We start from the raw sequence: 22,200 nt of genomic DNA on the forward strand, positions 1-22,200 counted from the left end.
TTAAGTAGAAAAACTAACCTTTCCATACCCGAAAACGTGCCATCGCCCAAATCACATAAGGCCAAAAAATCATATTGACTATGCTATGGATACTTTCCCAAATACGCCAATAACCTCTACCAAAAATATCTGCGCGTGCATTAAAGATTTCTATTACAAAGGCAAGTACCACTGTGGCGATAATCGCAAGATTTGATTTAAGTTGTCTTTTATGAATTGCAGCAACAATAAAATAGACGATTAAACCTGCATAGATAAATAAAGCATCACTACTTAAACCAGTAAAATGTTTAAGACTTGAAGCGAATTCTTGAACTTTTGCGAGAAACATAGCCACTCTTTTTTATTTTCAATCTTGTCTATTCTAAATTATATACCATAAATAAAGCATAACCCGAGTTCTGCATCCTGCAAAACTCGGGTTCATGAGGTTGTGCTTTCACATCTTATTCTTATTTTCTTGGTTATCCATTCCAACATCAAATCCTTGATGATTGCTCCATCGACTTCGTCTTCCTTAGTGAGATTTTCCGTTCTCATTCCCTGTGTCGATAAGTAAAGATTAAAACGAATATGCTTTGCATGCTATCCGCTTAGGGCCTAAATCCATGTAAGTAATTGCTTACAAAAATCAGCCATTTTTTAATTTTATTGTCAGACAATCAGGTTCCAGCTTTATAACTTTGCGTAATTTCGTCAGTCACCAACTTCTCCTCTTTCTCTGCTTTTTCAATCCCTTCCTGAATTGCCTCTTGCGCTTCCCTTTCATCTGCATCAGTTTGCTCTAACTCTTCTTGAGTTTGCTCAAAAATACGCCCTGTTTGTAATACCACATAAATCGGAAAATGATCTGAACCCACATGAGGCAGTCGTTGCATATGTACTAAAGCAAAATCTGTACTGTGAAATAAATGATCCAAAGACCATCTCAAAAATTTATAGTCAGCATGGAAGGTGTTGATATATCTGCGCCCCACACGTGGGTCAAGCAAACCACTAATACGCTGAAATAAACGTGTTGTGCGTGACCAAGCAACATCGTTTAAATCCCCCATAACAATACAGCTCTCATCCAAGTCTTTGATCTGATCCCCCACAATAAGCAATTCAGCATCACGTAAAGTCGAGTCTTTGGCTTCTGTTGGACTTGGTGGTTTGGGATGTAAACAATACAGTTGCACCGCTTGCCCAGATGGTAAAATCACCGTGGTATGAATAGACGGAATTTCATCACTGAGAATGAATTTAACCTCTGTATCGACCAACTTGAGTTTGCTATACAAATGCATCCCATAGAGATTATCTAAAGGTATAGCCACACGATAAGGATAATCTTTTTCAATTTGAGCCAATTCATTTTGCCAAGTTTGATCAGTTTCAAGTGTCAAAACAATATCTGGCTGGTGCTGTTCAATTTGCTCAAGCAATAAGTGATATTGATCATTCGGTGTCAGCACGTTCGACACAATCACTGAAATTTGCTGATCAGGATTAAGCTGATCTTTGCTCACCTGTTTGACTTGTTTCTTCCAAATGAAGGTATAAGGCAAAACCATCTTTAATTGAAAAGCTAAGGCAGCAATCAATAAAAATAAAATCACTTCACGGACCAAGTCCCACGGCGCTGTCCAAAACAACATCAATCCCAAGGCAATCAGACCAACAAATAATATCTGCAAGCGTGGAAAATCAGCACCTCTAAACCACCATTCATCACGGGGAATCAGTGACCAGAAACTTAGCCAAATCACAATCAACGCAAGTACTTCTATCCAGATCATATTTTGTCACTCTTATATTCTTAATTTTTGAATGATTCATAAATTAATATCAATTTTGCATGTATCATAAACAAGATATATTGCACAATATAGTTGTGTTTTCATTGTGTATGCTATTGCAGTTACACACTCTTTTGATACACTCAAACCCCCTTTTATTTTTTAACGCACCGAGGCAAAGTGACATGAAAGTAGGTCTGGTCGGTTGGCGCGGGATGGTTGGTTCTGTCCTTATGCAACGTATGGTTGAAGAGAATGATTTTGCTCATTTTGAGCCATTCTATTTCTCTACCAGTAACGCAGGTGGTGAATCGCCTGCTTTTGGTGGTAAAACTGCTCCAGCACTTATGGAAGCGACGGACATTACCAGTCTGAAGCAAATGGATGTCATTATTACCTGTCAAGGTGGCGACTATACATCAGAAGTCTTTCCTCAGCTAAAAGCTGAAGGTTGGAAAGGCTATTGGATCGATGCAGCTTCTACATTACGTATGGATGATGAAGCAATTATTGTACTCGACCCAGTTAACTTAAATGTTATCAAAGACGGTTTGGTCAATGGTATTAAAACATTTGTTGGTGGTAACTGTACGGTTTCTTTGATGTTGATGGGCATGGGTTCACTGTTCCAACACAATTTGGTGGAATGGATGACGGCGATGACTTATCAAGCCGCTTCGGGCGCTGGTGCGCAAAACATGCGTGAGCTGATCACCGGTATGGGGTATTTATATAACAATACTCAAGACTTGTTAGATGATCCACGTTCTGCGATTTTAGACATCGACAGCAGAATTGCCGAATTACAACGTGGCGAAGCTTTCCCGAAAGCAAACTTCGGTGTGCCTTTAGCGGGTTCGTTGATCCCTTATATTGATAAGCAACTTGAAAGCGGTCAATCTAAAGAAGAGTGGAAAGGTCAAGTTGAAACCAACAAGATCTTAGGTAATGCCCAGATTGTTCCAATTGATGGTCACTGTGTACGTATTGGTGCAATGCGTTGTCACTCTCAAGCCTTAACATTGAAATTGAAAAAAGATGTTCCGCTTGATGAGATTGAAGACATGATTCGTCAGTCTAACCAATGGGCAAAAGTGATTCCAAATACACGCGATGCATCAATGACGGATCTTACTCCAGTCGCTGTAACAGGTACTCTATCTGTGCCAGTAGGTCGTTTACGTAAATTAAATATGGGTAAAGAATATTTAGGCGCATTCACTGTAGGTGACCAATTACTTTGGGGTGCTGCTGAGCCTTTACGTCGTATGTTACGTATCTTAATCGACTATAAAAATGCTTAAAGTCACAAAAAACTCATAAACAATGAAAAAGCCGATCTATCTTGATCGGCTTTTTTATGTAACTATGTTTATGTAACTCTAATGTTAATATTTTACATATAGACTACAGCTAATATTGTATTATGGGGATGCCTTGAACTTTGTCAGAGCAATGGATAGAGATGACTGTATATAACAAATTAAAAATTGCCATTTTAGCCATCATGACGTCGCAAGCGGTGAGTGCGATTACAATAGACCCGATCCAAGTTCAGTCAGGGTCTGGTGATCTGCTTTATGCTGAAATGAAGTTTAGTAATGCAAATCCAAATGAAAAAATAGAAGTCGGATTAGCCGATGCAGATGATATTCAAAATATTGGTATTTCCGCGCAAGCACCTGGGCATTTAAATTTTTATACTCGTCGTTCAGGAGATGGCACTGGGGTGATTGTGATTACCTCTTCTCGTCCGATTGTTGAATCTGAATTAAATATATTAATAAAAGTCAAAGAAGGGAGTGCGACCCATATTCAGCAAGTCAAAGCCCCATTGACTCGTGGGCGTAGCAACGTCCCTGCTCCAATGAGCAATGCCTTAGTCAAAGAAAAGCCTCTGACACCTCAAATCATCGTCAGCGAAAAAGATATTGCATTAAATTTACCAACCAGCACGCAATACCACGTGACAACGCCAGAAGTCGTAACTCCACCAGCTATGGCGACCAAAGCAACGACGACAACGGATTCAGCTGGTACTTTAGCAATTAATGTGATTGCACCACCAGCACTCAAAACAGAACAAAAAACAACTACAGTTGCGACAACCACACCACCTGCAGCTACAACCAATACTCCAAACCATCTTCAAAGCAATCATCAAAGCAGTGCTCAGAATACGCCACAAACAACGGCGGTAACTGTACAACAAGTGCCTCAGCCACCAGCCGAAAAAGCACCAGTGCAATCTGCAAAAGCTCAGACCCCACCCGCTAAATTAGACGAGCAAAAAGCAGAATCACAAAAGCCAAAAGATTCCAAAGCTGAGACCAAGCAAGCAAAATCGAATGAGTCTCGCGTAGAGAAATCGAAAGCAGAGTCACAAAAAGTGCTTAAACAGGAAAAAGCCAATAAAGCATTAGATAAACAACCTAAACATATTGTTCAGGCCAATGAATCACTGTGGAAAATTGCATCTCGGATTGCAGCAGAAACCAATCAAAGCGTTCCAGAAGTGATGAGACAAATTAAAGCAAATAATGCCAATGCGTTTATTCAAGGTGATGTAAACCGTATTCGTCGTGGCGCTGCACTCAATCTAGCAGCCAGCTATCGTCAAATACCACAAAGCAAAAATAAAGTTGCAACGGCTGTACCTGAAATTGCCAAAAAGCAATCGGGTTCTGCCAAATATCGCTTAGATCAAGCAGAAATGAGTTTAGTCGCAGACAATGAACAACCCGCTGCTCAGAGTCAAGGAAAGCAAAATACACAGTTGAATCAGACCACTACTGAATTATCTACAAAAGTTATGACATCTCGTGAAAAAACGGTTAAATTACAGAAGAATGTGAACCAACTTGCAGCAGGTTTACAACAAAAGAATCAGCGAATTCAATTATTAAATGCTCAGCTCGCTCAATTGCAACAGCAATTACAACAGCAGAATGCAAAAAAACCAAATAGTTAGGATATTCAAAATATTGATTCATTGTGCTCAATGAAGGGGAAATAAAATGTTGTTGTATGTGATTCCATTTGTTCTACTCTTGGTCGTGGCGATCGTGCTCAAAAAACGAGAGGATGCCAATAAAGAGAATGCCAGTGCCAATAACAAAAAAAGTAACAATAAAAAGACTTCAAAGAAAAATGTTGCACGCACTGCGCGTACCTCAAAAAAACAACAGACCACTGTTGTTGAAGATGAAGTTATTGTTAAACAAGCAACAAAACCATTAAGCCCTGAATTAAAAAGTAATATTGAAAAGCTGATTGCTGAGAAAAACTATTTTTCTGCTGAAGCAAAAATCAATCAAGTTTTAAACCAAGACAATGCTCAACATGAACTTTATCTTTATCTTTTAGACGTGCATCTGGCACAAAAAGATGAATTTGCAGTGAATCAGTTGATTAATCATATTCGTTCATTGGGCTTAGACGAAATCGTCATTCAAGCCGAAGAACGACGAAAAGCCAATCAAGCTGATCACCCAGTTGAATCGATTGCTTTTGAGCCCTCAAGCCCTGTCGTGCCAGAAAGCAAAAATACAGCTGCCTTTGATGCCTTGATTGGCAATACAGAAACAATTTCACAACCCGCTGTATCTAAAACCGAAACGCAAAATCTGGCACAAGTCGATGCGCTAGAATTCGATCATTCAACGCTTGTTGAACAGAAAGTTGAGACACCGCAACAACCTGTTCAGCCTTTAGAATTTAATCTAGATCCTGTACCTGAAAAAGCGCCAACAGCACCTGAGCTTTCTTTTGAAGTAGTTCCTCCTGCCCCAGAAATTAAAACTGAAACTGTTAAGCCGTTAGAGTTCACGTTTACAGCAAATGAACCTACAGCAGTTCCAGTTGAAAAAACAGCAGAAGTTGAAATCGCACCAGAATTCAAACTTGATTTTGCTGAACCGATTACGCCAGTAGCTACTGAAGAAAGCACACCAGTACGTGATTTTGAATTTAAAGTCACGCCTACTGAACCAGAGACACAGTCCACTTTTAGTTTTGATCTAGATCCGAAACCTGAAACAGTTGAGCAAGTGCATAGCACAGCAACACTTAGCCTTGAAACGCCTAGTGAAGCTGAAACCAGTCTGGCCATAGATGCAAACGACCCATTACTCCATTCATTCCCTGAGCTGGCTCAAGTGAATGAAGTTCAATTAAATTTAGACCTTGCTCAACAATATCTAAATTTGGGTGCATATGCTTCCGTTCGTGAGCTACTCTCACAAAACGAAGCAGCGTATACAGCTGAACAACGCCAACAATCACAAAATTTACTCAATCAAATAGCTTCTTAAATCTATTCGTCTTAAGATAAAGCAGTCATGAATGGCTGCTTTTTTATTATGAACAAAAAAATTGCTTTAATTTACATGGGTGGAACTTTTGGCTGTATTGGCGAGCCTTTAGCGCCGATGCCTGATGCTGACTTTATTCCACAACTCAAAAAGGTCTTAGCACCTCAATTTAAAATTGAATGCTTTAAGGCACCCAGTATCAAAGACAGTAGTGCATGTACGGCCATTGACTGGCTTATGCTGATTCAACAAATACAAAGCCTACAACTCCAAAATTTCCAACACTTCGTCATTATTCATGGCACAGATACGCTGAGTTATGCTGCTGCGACCTTATCACGCTTTTTAGCTGAGTCCTGTCATGTCGTCCTTACAGGAAGCCAATATCCACTGCTCAATATTCAAGGGGACAATACTCGAGAATTCACCGATGCGCTGGATAATTTAAATACCGCACTCGATGCCGTCACTCGACTTCCTGTAGGCGTGTATTTGGCTTTCTACCATCAAGTGATTCATGCAAGAACCACATTAAAAGCTCATAGCACTGCTTTAGATGCGTTTAAAGGACTCAAAGCCGAACAACAAATAGCGGTAGATCATTCCGTCATTCAGGTACAACTTTCACATATCGAAAAAGCCAAATCGCTCAATATCGTCAATTGGATGATGGTGCCGACTGAAATATTACAGTTTGAACGTAATCTGGAAATTTTCTCCAAACATGCTCCGCATTTCTTGATCATTCAAGCTTATGGGGTAGGTAATTTAGCCGTAAATGCGGGCATTATCCAAAAAATTAAAAGCTTGCAGGAAAATGGCTGCCAAATCATTTTATCGACTCAAGTGCCTCTAGGCGGCATGGATCAACGCTATGCGATTAGCCAATGGATCAAAGATTCAAAAATTTTAGTCAGTGATGCACTGAGCCAAGCAGATCTTTATGCCAAAATTGTTAAAATTTATTTACAATACCCCTCTTCGGAACAATGGCATGACCATTGGTATGATCATCCTGAATAGAGGTATTTATGCAACGTTTTGCAATTGGTATTGAGTTTTGTGGCATGCGATATAAAGGTTGGCAAACTCAACAGCCTGGCGTACGTAGTATTCAGGAAACCATGGAAAAGGTGCTCAGTAAAATTGCCGACGAGCCCATTATTTTACATGGCGCAGGTCGTACTGACGCGGGTGTCCATGCGACCAATATGGTGGCCCACTTCGACACCAATGCGATTCGCCCTATACGTGGTTGGTTAATGGGTTCAAATAGTCAATTGCCCAAAGACATTTCAATCCAATGGATTAAAGAAATGGATAACGATTTCCATGCACGCTTTAAGGCAAAGGCTCGTCGTTATCGTTATGTGGTCTATCAATCGGCAAACCGCCCTGCCTTGTTACATAAACAAGTGACACATGCCTATTATCCACTCGATGTGGATAAAATGATTGAAGCGGCGCAAAAATTTCAAGGTACGCATAATTTTGAAAGCTTCCGCGCTGCGGCATGTCAGTCCAATCAGCCTGTACGTCATGTCAAACATTGTCGCTTAATTCGTCATGGCAACTATCTAGTTCTCGATATCCAAGCAGATGGCTTCTTACACCACATGGTACGTAACATCATGGGTTGCTTACTTGAGATTGGTCAAGGTTTATATGAAGTTGATCATATTGATGAAATTTTTGCGGCACAAGATCGTAAAGCGGCAGGAATCACTGCACCACCAGATGGGCTTTATTTTATTCATGCAGATTACCCAGAACAATTTGAATTGCCTAAAATGCCTTTAGGGCCACATTGGTTAAATATGCCTGAATAATTTTTTGGGGCTGCATATAAAAAATCCTTCTCAATAGAAGGATTTTTTATATTAAAACTGTTCAGTTCGTTTCCCACAAGCATACGATTTAACGCTGCTTACGCTTTCTATATTCCACAGGCGTTTCATTGGTCCAGCGTTTAAATGCACGGTAAAACGTACTTGGCTCAGAGAATCCAGTCAAATAAACAATACGCTCAACACTTTCGGTGGTATTGGCCAACAGTTTCTTGGCTAAGCGACAACGATAATCAGAAAGAATTTGCTGAAAACTGGTATTGGCTTCCGAAAGCTGTGTACGTAAACGACGTGGGGTAATGCTGAGTTGTGCAGCAACAGTTTCAAGGGTTGTTTCACCACTTTCCAAAGTGGAGCCTATGGCACGGCGTACTTCACCCACCAAATCATAACGTGCAAGCTCTTGCAGTTTTTCAATTGCAAGTTGTTCATGCAATTGCAATAACTCAGGCTCTGCTTGCCACAATGGATATTCTAAAATTGAAGGATCAAAATAAAGACGTGTCTCTTTTTGCCCTAAACTGACAGGACAACCATAAACACGATAATACTCACCATCAGAAGCGCCATTGGCAAAATTAAAATCGATGTAAATCGGTTCAAATCGTCCTTCAGTGATAAATTTAAAGAAGCGTAAAATCCCTGAAATAGCACATTCTGAAAAATGACGATTGACGATGTTCTCACCCCAAGGCTGCTCACCATTGGTTAAATAACAACGCCCGTCATCATCAATGATCAATTTGGCATGAAATGCATCGCTAATTAAACGTTGATAAGCCAAAGCACGCTTTAAGCCTTCGCCAAAATTTTCACTTGAAATAAACAGGTGTTCGATCACTTGCCCACGATACAGTGGCAAGTGCTCTCCGAGGTGTAAACCAATATCTGGATCATTACTGACTTCCTCCGCAGCGACCCAAAATGCAAATTGTGCATTCAACGGTGTTCGAGCATTTTGGTCGACCTGACCCAATGCTACCCCAGCCTTTGATAATATTTCTTCTGTCGGCAATCCTGCACGACGGATCGCTTGATAGCCTAATCGTAAAACAACCGAAGCATCAGTTAGCTGACTCACGCAGTGCCCTTCCTTGTATGTTATTCATTTATACTTAAAACATTTAATTTAGATTACAGTCGATTGACCAAACTGACAATATTTATCCGCTTTTTTTTGTAGAAATTGTTTAACAATATGTTCGCTTATTTTCAAGTCATCTACCGCCTTGTAATGCCGAATATTCTTGTCTTTCTGCAAAAAATTGCCTATAATTTGCGCCTTTCCAATTTGATCATCAGGTAGGCTATGGCCAATAAAGAGGAACTTATCGAGTTCGAAGGCGTTGTCACCGAAACGCTTCCTAATACTATGTTCCGTGTGCGTTTAGAAAACGGTCACGAAGTGATTGCTCACATTTCTGGTAAAATGCGTAAACACTATATTCGTATTTTAACAGGCGATAATGTAAAAGTTGAAATGACACCATATGACTTAACAAAAGGTCGTATTACATATCGTGCACGCTAAGTTTTAGTGTAAGCAAAAGCCACTTTTAGGTGGCTTTTTCATTATCCACAAGATTTACCTTCCTGCTTACGATCTTTTATCGTCTGGCAACTATACATCTGACACATTAAAATCTGTTTCATATACCTATTTATCACTTGTAATCCATTTACTTCAAAGTTGATAGCACTAATTTGTTCTAAATTTTAATACAACTGATCTTTTCACAGCTTCACCAGTTCTGTCTGTTTGACTCTTTTTAGTAAAATCTATACCACTTGGTTTGCCCTGCAACCGATCTAGATACATATGTGTGTATATTTATTATACTAAACAGAGATCATTTCTAAACTAAGTTAACTAAGGATCAGGTGAAGCTTATGAAAATACATGTATGTATGTTTTTATTGGCATCTATTGCACTTGTTGGATGTAAAAGCTTAAACACCCGACCAGCAAATTTAGATCAATATTTACAGCAATTCATTGGTAAAACCAGTACTGAAATTCAAAGCAATTTAAATTTTAAGGCAATGGGGTATCAGGTAAGCGATAAAATCCAAACCAGTAATAGCACCTTAAGCTATACCATCCTTAGACCAATCAATATCCCCATGGCAGGAGGCAATGCGACTGTAGGCCCTAATGCAATGGGTCTGCCAGTGATTCGTTATGATACGACAGGCACGCCAAGCTATGACATTAATTTTAATTGTAAAGTCACTTTTCAATTAAAAGATGGTGTTGCTGAATCTGTTGAGTATTTAGGTCGAGCCTGTTAGCTGTTTTAAAGTGAATCTAATACCCATCACTATAATGGCGAGAATATGAATAGACTTTTATCAAAACTTATCAAAAGCTAAAATTTAACAATAAAAAACACAGCTTAAGCTGTGTTTTTTATTGCCAACCATTTAAAACAGGTATTTAAGCAATCGCTGCAACGACAGCCTCACCCATTTCAGCCGTACCAACTTTACGCATACCATCAGACATAATATCGCCAGTACGCAAACCTTGGTCTAAAACTTGCCCTACAGCATCCTCAATGGCTTTTGCAGCCACTTCTTCACGGAAGGTGTAGCGTAGCATCATTGCCACAGAAAGAATGGTGGCAAGTGGATTAGCAACGTTTTGGCCAGCAATGTCAGGAGCAGAGCCATGGCAAGGTTCATACATACCTTTGCCATTCTCATCTAAAGAGGCAGATGGAAGCATACCAATAGAGCCGGTTAGCATTGCTGCTTCATCGGAAAGAATGTCACCAAACAAGTTCCCTGTCACAATCACATCAAACTGTTTTGGCGCACGAACCAATTGCATTGCTGCATTATCGACGTACATATGTGAAAGTTGAATATTTGGGTATTGTTGTTCTTTAAGTGCAGTCACTGTCTGCTTCCAAAGCTCAGTCACTTCAAGCACGTTGGCTTTATCCACTGAACAAACTTTACCGCCACGTAAGTTTGCCATTTCAAAAGCAACTTTTGCGATACGTTTAATTTCAGACTCTGAATAAACGTCAGTGTTATAACCTTGCTTCTCACCATTTTCGAGTTCACGAATACCACGTGGTTGACCAAAGTAGATGCCACCCGTCAATTCGCGAACAATAAGGATATCTAAACCCGAAACTATCTCTGGTTTAAGACTAGATGCATCCGCCAATTGCGGATAAAGGATTGCAGGGCGTAAGTTAGCAAATAGATTTAATTCACTACGAATTTTCAATAAGCCACGTTCTGGACGAATTGAACGTTCAATATTATCCCATTTTGGACCGCCTACAGCACCCAGTAAGATTGCATCTGCTTTTTTCGCTTGTTCTGCTGTCACAGCTGGGTAAGGTTCGCCATGTGCATCAATTGCTGCACCCCCTAACAAACCCTGTTCCCATGTTAAACCTAAATTAAATTTATCATTGACACGTGTCAGTACTTTTTCAGCAGCAGCAACGATCTCAGGACCGATACCATCACCTGCCAAAATCAAAATTTGTTTAGACATTTGTAGTTCCATTTATTGTTCAGTATCTATACTGATGTGAGATTAAATCTTCTGTTCAACAAATTCGCTCACGCCAGTCACCGCATTATGCGGTCGACAAAAACGGCGAATTGTCCGTTTTTCTTGAATCATATCGACACATAACGGTGTCGGTGAAGAAACATTCAGTAAACTTCCTGAACCCTGTGACCTTAAGCGATACATCTTAAATGTGTATTTTTGATTTGCTTTAAAATCATGAATAACATGGAAAACTTCAGCATGCTGTTTAGTGATTGGATAGAATCGAATCACCATCTCATATTGCTGAGGTGGAATCGTTAAATAAACACCATTTTGATCTAAAGGCTCACCCGTTAATTTGAGATAACCCTTTTGAATGGCGCTACGATTGGCACGTTGTGCACGTTCATCCATGATAATCACATCATTTAAGCGCGCAAATTCACAATGCTCTGCACCTGAACAATAGACAGAAACCGAATTTTGGCTGACATGTTTATTTTCAGCTTGCTTGATACGCATTAAATCAACCATTTGAGTGGATTGACATGCACTAAGCATAAAGCTTGTTAAACCGATTAAAACACTGCAACTCAAAAACTTAGTCATTGCTCAACCCCAACCCTCACTTCACTGAGTCAACATTCATTTTGTTATACTCGCATGTTAGCAAGAGTTAGGCATTCACGCTATGTGTAAAATGTTCGCTGAAAATTAACCTTGAATTTCAGCAAATATCCAAGGGCGTGATTGTTTGGTTTTTTCTTCATAAGCACGAATTTCATCCGCAGCTTGTAAAGTCAAACCAATATCATCCAAGCCATTCAATAAACAGTGTTTACGAAATGGATCTACTTCAAATTTAAAAGCTTCACCACTTGGTGTACGGACTTCTTGAGCTTCTAAATCAATGGTTAATTGATAGCCTTCCTGAGCAGCACATTCTTTAAATAATTGATCCACAACAGATTCAGGCAAAATCACTGGCAACATGCCATTTTTAAAACTGTTATTGAAAAAGATGTCTGCGTAGCTTGGTGCAATCACTGTGCGAAAACCATACTCTTCCAATGCCCAAGGCGCATGTTCACGACTTGAACCGCAACCAAAATTGGCACGAGAAATTAATACAGATGCCGCTTGGTAACGTGGCTGATTCAAAATAAAATCAGGATTCTTCGGACGTTTAGAATTGTCCTGTCCCGGATAACCTTCATCTAAATAACGTAATTCATCAAATAAGTTATCACCAAAACCGGTGCGTTTAATTGACTTTAAAAACTGCTTTGGAATGATTAAGTCGGTATCTACATTGGCACGGTCTAAAGGTGCAACAATACCCTGTTCAACGGTATAAGCTTTCATCTCTTTGCTCCTTAAGCCTGATTAGAATGAACGTACATCAACAAAGTGACCTGCAATTGCTGCCGCAGCGGCCATTGCTGGACTGACAAGGTGAGTACGTCCACCATTGCCCTGACGGCCTTCAAAGTTACGATTTGAAGTCGATGCACAATGTTCACCCGGTTGTAACTTATCAGCATTCATCGCCAAACACATTGAACAACCTGGCTCACGCCACTCAAAACCAGCTTCGATCAAGATTTTATCTAAACCTTCCGCTTCCGCTTGTTGTTTCACTAAACCAGAGCCTGGAACAACCATGGCCTGTTTAATACTAGACGCTACTTTTTTACCTTTTGCCACTTCTGCAGCAGCACGAATATCTTCAATACGTGAGTTGGTGCAAGAACCAATGAATACACGATCTAATTGAATATCAGCCAATGCCTGACCTGCGTTTAAACCCATATATTGATACGCACGGGTCCAGTCATTACGCTGTACATCATCTTTGGCCTGTTCCAAAGTTGGAACAGCTTGAGATACAGGAATCACCATCTCAGGAGAAGTGCCCCAAGATACTTGTGGTTCAATTTCTTCACCATTTAAAACTACGATCGTATCAAAATGTGCATCTTCATCAGAATGTAAAGTATTCCAATACGCGACTGCCGCATCCCACTGTTGGCCTGTTGGTGCATAAGGACGATCTTTAACATATTCAATCGTTTTATCATCGACCGCAACCATACCAACACGCGCACCGCCTTCGATTGCCATATTGCACACGGTCATACGCCCTTCAATCGACATATCACGGAATACCTGACCACCAAATTCAATCGCATGCCCTGTACCGCCAGCCGTTCCGATTTTACCAATAATTGCCAAAACCACGTCTTTTGGTGTAACGCCTTGACCTAATGTTCCGTCAACACGCACCAACATGTTTTTCATTTTCTTCTGTACTAAGCATTGTGTTGCCAATACATGTTCAACTTCTGACGTTCCGATCCCGTGTGCCAAACAACCGAATGCACCATGTGTCGCTGTATGCGAGTCACCACATACCACCGTCATACCCGGTAAAGTTAAACCTTGTTCTGGTCCAACGACATGTGCAATACCTTGACGCACATCGTTAATGTCAAACTGCACCACATTAAAGGTTTTACAGTTATCGTCTAAGGTCTGAACTTGGATACGAGAAGTATCATCTTCAATCCCAGCAATCCCTTCTGAACGCTCTTTGGTTGATGTAGGAACATTATGGTCAGGTGTTGCAACGTTAGCACTTAAACGCCAAGGTTTACGCCCAGCAAGTTGTAAGCCTTCGAATGCTTGTGGAGAAGTCACTTCATGCAATAAATGACGGTCGATATAAAGTAATGCTGAACCATCATCACGTTGTGTTACAAGATGGTCATCCCACAATTTGTCATACAAAGTTTTTACTGATTCTGTTTTTGCTTTTTGGTTTTCGCCTGCCATGTCGAAATGCTCCACTGGACTGGGTAATTCTTTCATTCACTCAATTATAACCACGTTTTTACATAAATCTAATTTATCATTTTTATTAATTTAAAAACTTTTTGGAATTAATCTTATCAAAATAAATGCTCCTTAAATCACCTTTATAAAGTATTTAAATCAATGATATATTTTCAATGACTTTAAAAGCACTTGGCTTAATCATCAAGAAAAAATAGAGCTTAGACAAATAAATGTACGTCCTAAACCAAAAATTAAGCAAATCTATTATTTAAAAAGAACTCAATACGTCCTATATCAACAATCACGATGCAATGTATAAAGAATAAAATATCGCTTTATCCAATCAACATTAATCAAAAAAACCTTTTTACATTACAATTGATAATGATTATTATTTAACTATTGAATTAAATAAGTGGTGATCCTCATGGCGAGTATCCAAAATTTCCTACAAAGCAATCAACGTGTTTTCAAAAAAACCTTAAGTTATTACATCATGCATATCACAGTAGCGATGTTAGTTGCTTATGCCGTGACTGGTAATTTTTGGATGGCCGTGACATTAAGTTTACTTGAACCAACTGTACAAGCATTTGCATTCTTTTTCCATGAAAAGGCCTGGAATAAACGAGACCAAAAGGCAGCAGAAAGTACTGAAATTAAAGTCTAAATCAGATGTATTTTCTGTGGCTGGAGGTGCTAATCACCACCGCCTCCTCCACAGCTGCTACAACTACTACAAGAAGAAGATGAATCAGAACTTGTACTATGTGAATGGCTCGAATCACTGGATGAACTTGATCCTGAACATGAGCTAGAAGAACATGATGATGTTGCAGAAGCCTGTGGAAGATCTGAAGTTGAACTCATCATTTGGCTATACATTGTCATCATAAACGGTAAGCTAAAAATTAACCCCCGCTCCCATCGAACATGGGCATCAACCTGAAAAATTCGCGGTAAGACCTGCGTGTTTTGTGGATTCAATCCATGTAAAGCACATGCCCCATGCCAAGTATTGAGCAATTGCTGTCTCTGAGCAGCTCGCTGTGATTCAGTTGCTTGTAAATCATGTGGTTTATGAATCAATTCATAGCCTAAAAAACGTTGGCTCATGGACTGATAAAAGTCATCAAATTCTTCAATCAATATATGCCATAACGCGTCCACTGAGTGTGAAGGCATTGCATAAGCTCCCCTACGCCATAAATGAATTGCTAAATAGTCTTTAAAACCTTCTTCAATCAATGGATAGGAAGATTGCCGAATGTTTGGATGTCTTTGTTTAAAAGCAAGCCAAATACGATTTGGAAATTTAAAACTCTCCAAATCTTGCATTTTTCTTAGACGATTTAACCGAAGCTTCAACCAAATTATGCTGAGAATAGCGATGATAATGATGGGGAAATAGATATTGAAAAAATATACAAAGATTAAACCTAGAGCAGAAAATATCAGTATCGTGGTAAAAAATCGAAGCCAAGTTTTAGAGAAGGTATTTCTAGTATGTTGTTGAAAATAGTGAATGGTGGTGTTTGCTGGTTGATTCAAATAGCTTTCCTTTTGTTGTTTTTATGCGCTGACTATAAATGAGCTTTACTTAAATTGTATAGTAAAAAGTTGTATTAAAATTTTTCCAAAGTGCGAATAGAACCAATCACTTTGCTAAAAATAAAAAAATTTGAAAATTACTTTGATTAATTCTTAAATTTTCTAAATAATGAATTACGCATAAAAATTCTTTATGGATGGAAATATTATGAATCTCGCTGCTTTTGAAGCTTTTGTCAAAGTTATGGAAACAGGTTCGATTTCTATGGCAGCAGAACATCTGTTTATTACTCAGCCAGCTGTCACCAAACGCATACATAGCTTAGAAGAATATTTCGGCGTCAAACTTTTTGAGTCCGCAGGTCGTGGTGTTCAAGCCACACATGCAGCACATTCATTATTACCTAAAGTAAAAAACTGGTTAAATGAATTGGGAGATATCCACCATACCCTAAGTCATGAACAAGGCGAAGTTCGAGGAAAACTCAAGATTGGAACCAGTCACCATATTGGCTTACACCATTTACCACAACATTTAAAAAAATATGTGCAACATTTTCCTGAAGTCAAACTAGATGTACATTTTGTGGACTCTGAGCAAGCGCATGAACAAGTGCTCGCTGGGGATTTAGAACTGGCATTTTTAACCCTTCCACCACAAGGTGATGAGCGTTTGCGTTATATCACAATTTGGAATGATCCTTTGGTTTTCGTGGTTGCACCCTTTCATCCTTTGGCTCAAAAAAAGAACCTTAAACTTGAAGATCTGATCGAATATCCGAGCTTATTGCCAGCAGCACAGACTTATACCAGTCAAATCACCTTGGCAGAATTTGAAAAGAAAGGTTTAAAGCCAAAAATTACCATGAGCAATAATCCGCTTGAATCTATTCGGATGTTGGTTTCCATTGGTTTAGGCTGGTCTGTTTTACCTAAAACCTTGTTAAATCAAGACTTACAACAACTTGATATTCGTTTCGAAATGAACCGCCAATTGGGTATGGTTTGGCATCCTGGACGTACCCAGTCTAGAGCTGTACAGGAATTGATTGAGATGATGAAATAATACCTACAATAAAAAACCCTTATCTTGTTACTCAAGATAAGGGTTTTACATGTTACACAGGGATGATCGTACTTATCTTTCCCTTCATTCCTTTATAAAATCTTCATTGCACAATTTTTTACTTTACCGAGTCTTCATGTAGAGACTCGTTTAACTGATCAACCACTAATGCCCATTCACCATCAGATTTAATTTTTTCAGCAAGAAACTGACGTTGTCCCTCACTCCAATAAGATGCATCTGTAATTAGAGTATCTGCATCCAACTGGTGATTTTCAATAAAACTTTGAATCGCTTCTTCGCTAGAATCCAAGCCGAGTTGTTCAAATAAATTGGTCATTCTTGGACGTGTCTGGCTCATTATATAATCTCCGTCAGTTTTAAAAATGCTCAAATCAACATAGCATTTTTACACTATAAATGAAGTACAAAATCTTCATTTATAAAAATATTTACAAAACTTCTTATTCTTGACAAACCAATCAAGCCATAAAAAAGCAGTGATCAACACTGCTTTAAATCACAATAATCAGCCCAGCTCAAATCGACCAATCTTGGATATCCCAACCCTGTTCTTTTGCCAGATGCTCAAGACGATCATCAGGATTTACCGCAATCGCATGGTCAGCATATTCCAATAAAAAACGGTCATTAATAGAATCTGAATAAGCCCATGATTCAGTGATAGTACGACCATCAAGCCATTGATCCAAACGTGCCAATTTACCTTTTTGGTAACATGGAATATTGGTCACTTTCCCGGTGTACTTCCCATCTTTTATTTCAGCATTGGTCGCAATAATTTCGCTGATACCAAATTCACGGAAAATAGGTGCAGTAATAAAATCCGAGGTTGCCGTAATACCAACCAACGCATGCCCTAAATCTTTATGTTTTTGAATCGCGGCAAAACCAGCTGGACGCATTTGTGGACGAATCACTTTTTGCATAAATAACTGATGTAACTCAGTTAAATAATCATTATCGTGTTGAGTAAGAAACTCAAAGACAAATTCATTATAAGCAATTGGATCAAGCTTGCCTGCTTTATAGTCTTCATAAAACTGATCATTCATCGCACGATGTCGGACTGGATCGACCAAGCCTTCATTGACTAAGAACTCTCCCCAAGAATGGTCAGAATCTGTATTTAATAAGGTGTGATCTAAGTCAAACAGCGCCAATTCCATGAAAATACTCGTTTAAACTGAAATTTAAGAAAAAAATTGTAAATCTATCACCGCTAGTCGATAGAAATTCGTTAAGATCATAGCAATTTTAAAACATTATTACTTTGACTTTATCGAGTTGGACAAAAGAGTGTATGTCCCCATATATAAAGTCAAATGAAATTAACAAATTTTAGGTAGCCAAATGATCGACTCAGAAGGTTTCCGACCCAACGTCGGGATCATTTTGGCAAACGATATTGGACAAGTTTTATGGGCAAAACGCATTGGACACAATGCTTGGCAATTTCCTCAAGGAGGCATCCAGTTTGGAGAGACTCCTGAGCAAGCTCTATTTAGAGAACTACGAGAAGAAGTTGGGCTCCTACCCGAACATGTCCAAATTATTGCCCAGACAGATGACTGGTTGCATTATCGTTTGCCGCTTCGATACATTCGCTCGGATTCCGATCCGATTTGTATTGGACAAAAGCAAAAATGGTTTTTACTGAAACTCACAGCTTCAACGAAACATATTCAGTTGAATCTCTCTGACCCGCCGGAGTTTGATCAATGGCAATGGGTTAGTTACTGGTACCCGCTTGGACAAGTGGTGAATTTTAAACGAGATGTTTATCGTAAAGCGATGATGGAGTTATGTATGCGAATGCCGCAATATACAGCTGAAATTTCTTCAAAATATGAATGATTTTTCAAGGTAGTACTGTTATAAATAATACTGATGAAGTCGCTTTAAAACATAGCTTAAATTAGGAGCATACATCCATGTCGAACATGCAACTGGACACATTAAGACGTATTGTACAAGAGATCAATGCGTCAGTCAGTTTGCATGATTCTTTGGAAATCATGGTCAATCAAGTTTCCGAAGCCATGCATGTTGATGTTTGCTCTATTTACCTTTTAGATGAACGTAACCAACGTTATGTACTCATGGCAACCAAAGGCTTAAACCAAGAATCTGTGGGGACAGTTTCCTTACAACTTGGCGAGGGTTTGGTTGGTTTAGTGGGGCAACGTGAAGAGATTGTCAACTTAGACAATGCGTTTAAACATGAACGGTTTGCCTACTTCCCCGAGACAGGGGAAGAGATCTATAACTCGTTCCTTGGTGTTCCAGTCATGTATCGCCGCAAAGTGATGGGCGTGATGGTGGTTCAGAACACCGAACCTCAAGATTTTAGCGAGGCAGCAGAATCATTTCTGGTAACCTTATGTGCTCAACTCTCTGGGGTAATTGCTCATGCACATGCAGTGGGTAATATTGATGTTTTCCGTAAACCCAGCAATTCATCTAACTACAAGACCTTCCAAGGTTCATCTGGTGCAGGCGGTATTGCACTTGGCCGTGCCATCATCCTTTATCCTCCTGCAGATTTAGCTTCAGTTCCAGACCGTGATGCGGATGATATCAGTGAAGAACTTAAGCTTTTAGATCAAGCTATTGCGTCTGTACGCAATGAAATTCAATCGCTTGATGACAAAATGCAAGATTCACTCATGGCGGAGGAACGTGCTTTATTTAGCGTGTTCTTACGTATGTTGGATGAAAATGCCCTACCTGCTGAAATTAAAGAAATTATTCGAGATGGAAGCTGGGCGCAAGGTGCAGTTAAAAATGTGATTGAACGCCATGTTGCGCTTTTTGCACAAATGGAAGATGACTATTTACGTGAACGTGTATCTGATTTAAAAGACCTTGGACGCCGAATCCTAGCAGCATTACAAGAAGGTGATACCAGCCATAAAGAGATCACCTCTGAAAGTATTTTAATTGGAGATGAGATCAGCACTGCTGCTTTGGTTGAGCTTCCTGTAGATAAAATCGCCGCGATTGTAACCTCTGAAGGGGCTGCCAACTCACACATGGTGATTGTCGCCCGTGCTCTCGGTATTCCAACTGTGGTGGGTGTTACTGAGCTGCCGGTAAATACGCTTGATGATGTTGAAATGATTGTCGATGCTTATCAAGGCCGGGTTTTTGTCAATCCACCACGTCGTTTACGTACACGTTATAAAGAGATCCAAAAAGAAGAAGAACAAATTGCCAAAGATTTAAAGCAATACGAAACCAAAGATGCCATTACACCTGATGGTGTTGCTGTAAAGCTGTATGTCAATACCGGTCTAATGATTGATGTGGTACGTGGAGTTCAACGTGGTGCAAAAGGTGTAGGACTTTATCGTTCTGAAATTCCATTTATGCTGCGTGAACGTTTCCCGGGCGAAGAAGAACAGCGTGCGATTTATCGTCAACAGCTGAGTCACTTTGCCAACAAACCTGTGGTGATGCGTACACTTGATATTGGTGCGGATAAAGACCTGCCATATTTCCAAATTGAAGAAGAAAACTCAGCTTTAGGATGGCGTGGCATTCGTTTTACCCTTGATCACCCTGAAATTTTTTCTTCACAAATTCGAGCAATGTTAAAAGCCAGTATCGGCTTAAACAATCTGCATATTTTATTGCCAATGGTCACCAGTGTCAGTGAAGTAGAAGAAGCACTTTACTTACTAGAACGAGACTGGATTGCGGTTCAGGAAGAAGAGCAAGTTAACTTCGCCAAACCAAAAATCGGAATTATGGTTGAAGTACCGAGTGTACTTTTACAAATTGGTGAATTTGCTGAATTGGTCGATTTCTTCTCAGTCGGTTCAAATGACTTGATTCAATATTTATTGGCAGTTGATCGTAATAATCCACGTGTATCCAGTGTTTATTCACACTTCCACCCTTCTGTACTTCGCGCTTTAACACGTTTGGTTCAAGAATGTCATAAGTATGAAAAACCGATCAGTATTTGTGGAGAAATGGCAGGCGACCCACTCTCAGCTATCTTACTTATGGCAATGGGATTCAATACATTATCGATGAGTTCAAGTAATATTCTGCGAGTGCGTAAAGCAATTTGTCATGTATCGATGACAGATGCACAAAAGCTATTAGAAGAAGTGATTGCGATGAATAACCCACTCATGGTCAAGAGCTGGATGGAGTATTACTTTAAACATCATGGTTTGGCTGATATGGTGAAATCGAATCGTCTAGTCAATATTTAATTATTTATTTTTATTAGATTTTTATAATTATTTAAGCAAAAATTGCAGTCCACAAAAAAGGCCGATAATCATCAGAATATCGACCTTTTTTGTGCTTATCATAACCACGTTTTGCATTCTTTTTACGATCTACAAACACTTGGCTTTTGTTGACTTCATGCATGTGTTTGGCCACAAAGTTGTGAATCACAACCTCTGGCATTGCTTTTTTCTTTGCCATTTTCTTTACCTATTTTGCTGTATACCACTTGATCAGTGGGAATCTGATATTACGCTTTTTTGTGTAGAATACAAGTATATAAAAACATAATTACAAAGCACAACTCACTAATGTCGAGCTAAATCAAATGACTCGAAATCTCGAAAAACTACTCTTTACTGTTTGTTCTAAAAGCATTAACTGAATTCTTAGTTGCTGAGTTTCTAACGACCGAGAGCCTGTAAATTTCAAATTATATTCAAACCGCCTAATTATTCATACAAGTGATTTGCATTAAGTCATTGATCAGAAATAAAGCTTATATTTCTGTATGAATCTTTAAAAAATATGAGTTATCAATTGGTTTTTTGCCCTTTTGAATCATACAAGGTGTAGCTATCGCATAGCGACATGGATGTCGCAGTTGAGCGGGGGTATAGGATGTACCCCTCGCTCAACGAAAGATTTTTGTCCCTTTTTATCTCTAAAAAGGGAGGCATCGCCTACGCATAGGTATTTGAACTTTGAATCTAAGGTGAGGCATTGCAAGCTTTTTTATAATCAAACACTTTTTACATCTAATTGATTTAATAAAAATATTAATTAAGAAAAATTATCTTCTTTAGTATGAGTTTTTTGACAGGTTGACTATAAATTTGGAATAAACATTTGTAAGCTACTATTTATTTCCCCTTTCACAAACAATTTTTTATTAAAAGATAAAAACTGCGATAACAACAACTTATTTACTGAAATAAAAGCTTAATTACAATAACTTTCAATAAACCACAAAAATATTAAATATTTTCAACAATATAAATTTGCCGAATTTTAA

The 22,200-nt window shown here is 39.1% G+C and carries 22 protein-coding genes; 11 read left to right on the forward strand and 11 right to left on the reverse strand.

All coding sequences use genetic code 11. The features are described from left to right. Positions 1-13 precede the first annotated feature (13 nt). Both CQZ96_RS11365 and CQZ96_RS11370 read right to left on the reverse strand, forming a co-directional pair. Complete coding sequence (locus tag CQZ96_RS11365) at positions 14-331, reverse strand: hypothetical protein (RefSeq protein ID WP_105713972.1); 318 nt, start codon at positions 329-331, stop codon at positions 14-16. A 331-nt stretch (positions 332-662) separates the two neighbouring features. Further along, positions 663-1,781 carry an endonuclease/exonuclease/phosphatase family protein gene (locus CQZ96_RS11370; protein ID WP_105713973.1) on the reverse strand — a complete coding sequence of 373 codons (1,119 nt, stop codon included), beginning with the start codon at positions 1,779-1,781 and terminating at the stop codon, positions 663-665. Positions 1,782-1,966: 185 nt separating this feature from the next. On the opposite strand from CQZ96_RS11370, the gene asd reads away from it, so the two are divergent. From asd to truA, 5 genes are all read left to right on the forward strand, one after another. After that, positions 1,967-3,085, forward strand: a complete 1,119-nt coding sequence (gene asd / locus CQZ96_RS11375; protein ID WP_105713974.1) for an aspartate-semialdehyde dehydrogenase — start codon at positions 1,967-1,969, stop codon at positions 3,083-3,085. A 161-nt stretch (positions 3,086-3,246) separates the two neighbouring features. Beyond that, positions 3,247-4,752: a hypothetical protein gene (locus CQZ96_RS11380; RefSeq protein ID WP_105713975.1), complete on the forward strand. Its 1,506-nt coding sequence runs from the start codon at positions 3,247-3,249 to the stop codon at positions 4,750-4,752. A gap of 46 nt (positions 4,753-4,798) precedes the next feature. Further along, complete coding sequence (locus tag CQZ96_RS11385; protein ID WP_105713976.1) at positions 4,799-6,094, forward strand: hypothetical protein; 1,296 nt, start codon at positions 4,799-4,801, stop codon at positions 6,092-6,094. 48 nt (positions 6,095-6,142) lie between these two features. Then, a complete protein-coding gene (locus tag CQZ96_RS11390) occupies positions 6,143-7,117 on the forward strand; it encodes an asparaginase domain-containing protein (RefSeq protein WP_105714047.1) in 975 nt (324 codons plus the stop codon). A gap of 8 nt (positions 7,118-7,125) precedes the next feature. Further along, complete coding sequence (gene truA / locus CQZ96_RS11395) at positions 7,126-7,923, forward strand: tRNA pseudouridine(38-40) synthase TruA (RefSeq protein WP_105713977.1); 798 nt, start codon at positions 7,126-7,128, stop codon at positions 7,921-7,923. A gap of 88 nt (positions 7,924-8,011) precedes the next feature. Here the strand turns inward: truA and CQZ96_RS11400 are convergent, their stop codons facing one another. Then, on the reverse strand, positions 8,012-9,022 hold the full coding sequence (locus tag CQZ96_RS11400) for an AraC family transcriptional regulator (RefSeq protein ID WP_004718084.1): 1,011 nt from the start codon (positions 9,020-9,022) through the stop codon (positions 8,012-8,014). Between the two features lie 228 nt (positions 9,023-9,250). Here CQZ96_RS11400 and infA point away from each other — a divergent pair, with 228 nt between their 5' ends. Beyond that, a complete protein-coding gene (infA, locus tag CQZ96_RS11405) occupies positions 9,251-9,472 on the forward strand; it encodes a translation initiation factor IF-1 (RefSeq protein WP_004718087.1) in 222 nt (73 codons plus the stop codon). Between the two features lie 359 nt (positions 9,473-9,831). Then, on the forward strand, positions 9,832-10,233 hold the full coding sequence (locus CQZ96_RS11410) for a hypothetical protein (protein ID WP_105713978.1): 402 nt from the start codon (positions 9,832-9,834) through the stop codon (positions 10,231-10,233). Between the two features lie 145 nt (positions 10,234-10,378). On the opposite strand, the gene leuB is transcribed toward CQZ96_RS11410, so the two are convergent. From leuB to leuC, 4 genes are all read right to left on the reverse strand, one after another. Beyond that, positions 10,379-11,458 (reverse strand): 3-isopropylmalate dehydrogenase, encoded by a 1,080-nt coding sequence (leuB, locus tag CQZ96_RS11415; RefSeq protein WP_004718091.1) that lies wholly within the window; start codon positions 11,456-11,458, stop codon positions 10,379-10,381. A 42-nt stretch (positions 11,459-11,500) separates the two neighbouring features. Further along, positions 11,501-12,070: a hypothetical protein gene (locus tag CQZ96_RS11420; protein ID WP_004718093.1), complete on the reverse strand. Its 570-nt coding sequence runs from the start codon at positions 12,068-12,070 to the stop codon at positions 11,501-11,503. Between the two features lie 105 nt (positions 12,071-12,175). Beyond that, a complete protein-coding gene (gene leuD / locus CQZ96_RS11425; RefSeq protein WP_105713979.1) occupies positions 12,176-12,826 on the reverse strand; it encodes a 3-isopropylmalate dehydratase small subunit in 651 nt (216 codons plus the stop codon). A gap of 21 nt (positions 12,827-12,847) precedes the next feature. Next, positions 12,848-14,296, reverse strand: a complete 1,449-nt coding sequence (gene leuC, locus CQZ96_RS11430) for a 3-isopropylmalate dehydratase large subunit (RefSeq protein ID WP_004818782.1) — start codon at positions 14,294-14,296, stop codon at positions 12,848-12,850. A 424-nt stretch (positions 14,297-14,720) separates the two neighbouring features. Between leuC and CQZ96_RS11435 the strand changes: the two genes are divergently transcribed. Beyond that, positions 14,721-14,969: a DUF2061 domain-containing protein gene (locus tag CQZ96_RS11435; protein WP_171287934.1), complete on the forward strand. Its 249-nt coding sequence runs from the start codon at positions 14,721-14,723 to the stop codon at positions 14,967-14,969. 29 nt (positions 14,970-14,998) lie between these two features. Here the strand turns inward: CQZ96_RS11435 and CQZ96_RS11440 are convergent, their stop codons facing one another. Then, positions 14,999-15,850 (reverse strand): hypothetical protein, encoded by an 852-nt coding sequence (locus tag CQZ96_RS11440; protein WP_228722717.1) that lies wholly within the window; start codon positions 15,848-15,850, stop codon positions 14,999-15,001. Positions 15,851-16,058: 208 nt separating this feature from the next. On the opposite strand from CQZ96_RS11440, the gene CQZ96_RS11445 reads away from it, so the two are divergent. Then, the gene (locus CQZ96_RS11445) at positions 16,059-16,916 is read left to right on the forward strand and encodes a LysR family transcriptional regulator (RefSeq protein WP_004718104.1); all 858 of its coding nucleotides are present in this window, start codon (positions 16,059-16,061) and stop codon (positions 16,914-16,916) included. A 118-nt stretch (positions 16,917-17,034) separates the two neighbouring features. Here the strand turns inward: CQZ96_RS11445 and CQZ96_RS11450 are convergent, their stop codons facing one another. Together CQZ96_RS11450 and CQZ96_RS11455 are read right to left on the reverse strand one after the other, a co-directional pair. Then, positions 17,035-17,277, reverse strand: coding sequence for a DUF2789 domain-containing protein (locus CQZ96_RS11450; protein ID WP_004718105.1), 243 nt, complete (start codon positions 17,275-17,277; stop codon positions 17,035-17,037). 178 nt (positions 17,278-17,455) lie between these two features. Then, positions 17,456-18,106 (reverse strand): HAD family hydrolase, encoded by a 651-nt coding sequence (locus CQZ96_RS11455; protein ID WP_105713982.1) that lies wholly within the window; start codon positions 18,104-18,106, stop codon positions 17,456-17,458. 184 nt (positions 18,107-18,290) lie between these two features. On the opposite strand from CQZ96_RS11455, the gene CQZ96_RS11460 reads away from it, so the two are divergent. Together CQZ96_RS11460 and ptsP are read left to right on the forward strand one after the other, a co-directional pair. Beyond that, the gene (locus tag CQZ96_RS11460) at positions 18,291-18,794 is read left to right on the forward strand and encodes an RNA pyrophosphohydrolase (protein WP_004718109.1); all 504 of its coding nucleotides are present in this window, start codon (positions 18,291-18,293) and stop codon (positions 18,792-18,794) included. Positions 18,795-18,871: 77 nt separating this feature from the next. Then, entirely contained in the window at positions 18,872-21,166 is a 2,295-nt protein-coding gene (gene ptsP / locus CQZ96_RS11465) for a phosphoenolpyruvate--protein phosphotransferase (protein WP_004718112.1), read from the forward strand. Positions 21,167-21,197: 31 nt separating this feature from the next. Here the strand turns inward: ptsP and CQZ96_RS11470 are convergent, their stop codons facing one another. Further along, positions 21,198-21,386: a DUF7230 family protein gene (locus CQZ96_RS11470; RefSeq protein WP_004718115.1), complete on the reverse strand. Its 189-nt coding sequence runs from the start codon at positions 21,384-21,386 to the stop codon at positions 21,198-21,200. Between the last annotated feature and the right edge of the window lie 814 nt (positions 21,387-22,200).

Source organism: Acinetobacter sp. MYb10 (genome assembly GCF_002980175.2).
Taxonomy (GTDB): domain Bacteria; phylum Pseudomonadota; class Gammaproteobacteria; order Pseudomonadales; family Moraxellaceae; genus Acinetobacter; species Acinetobacter guillouiae.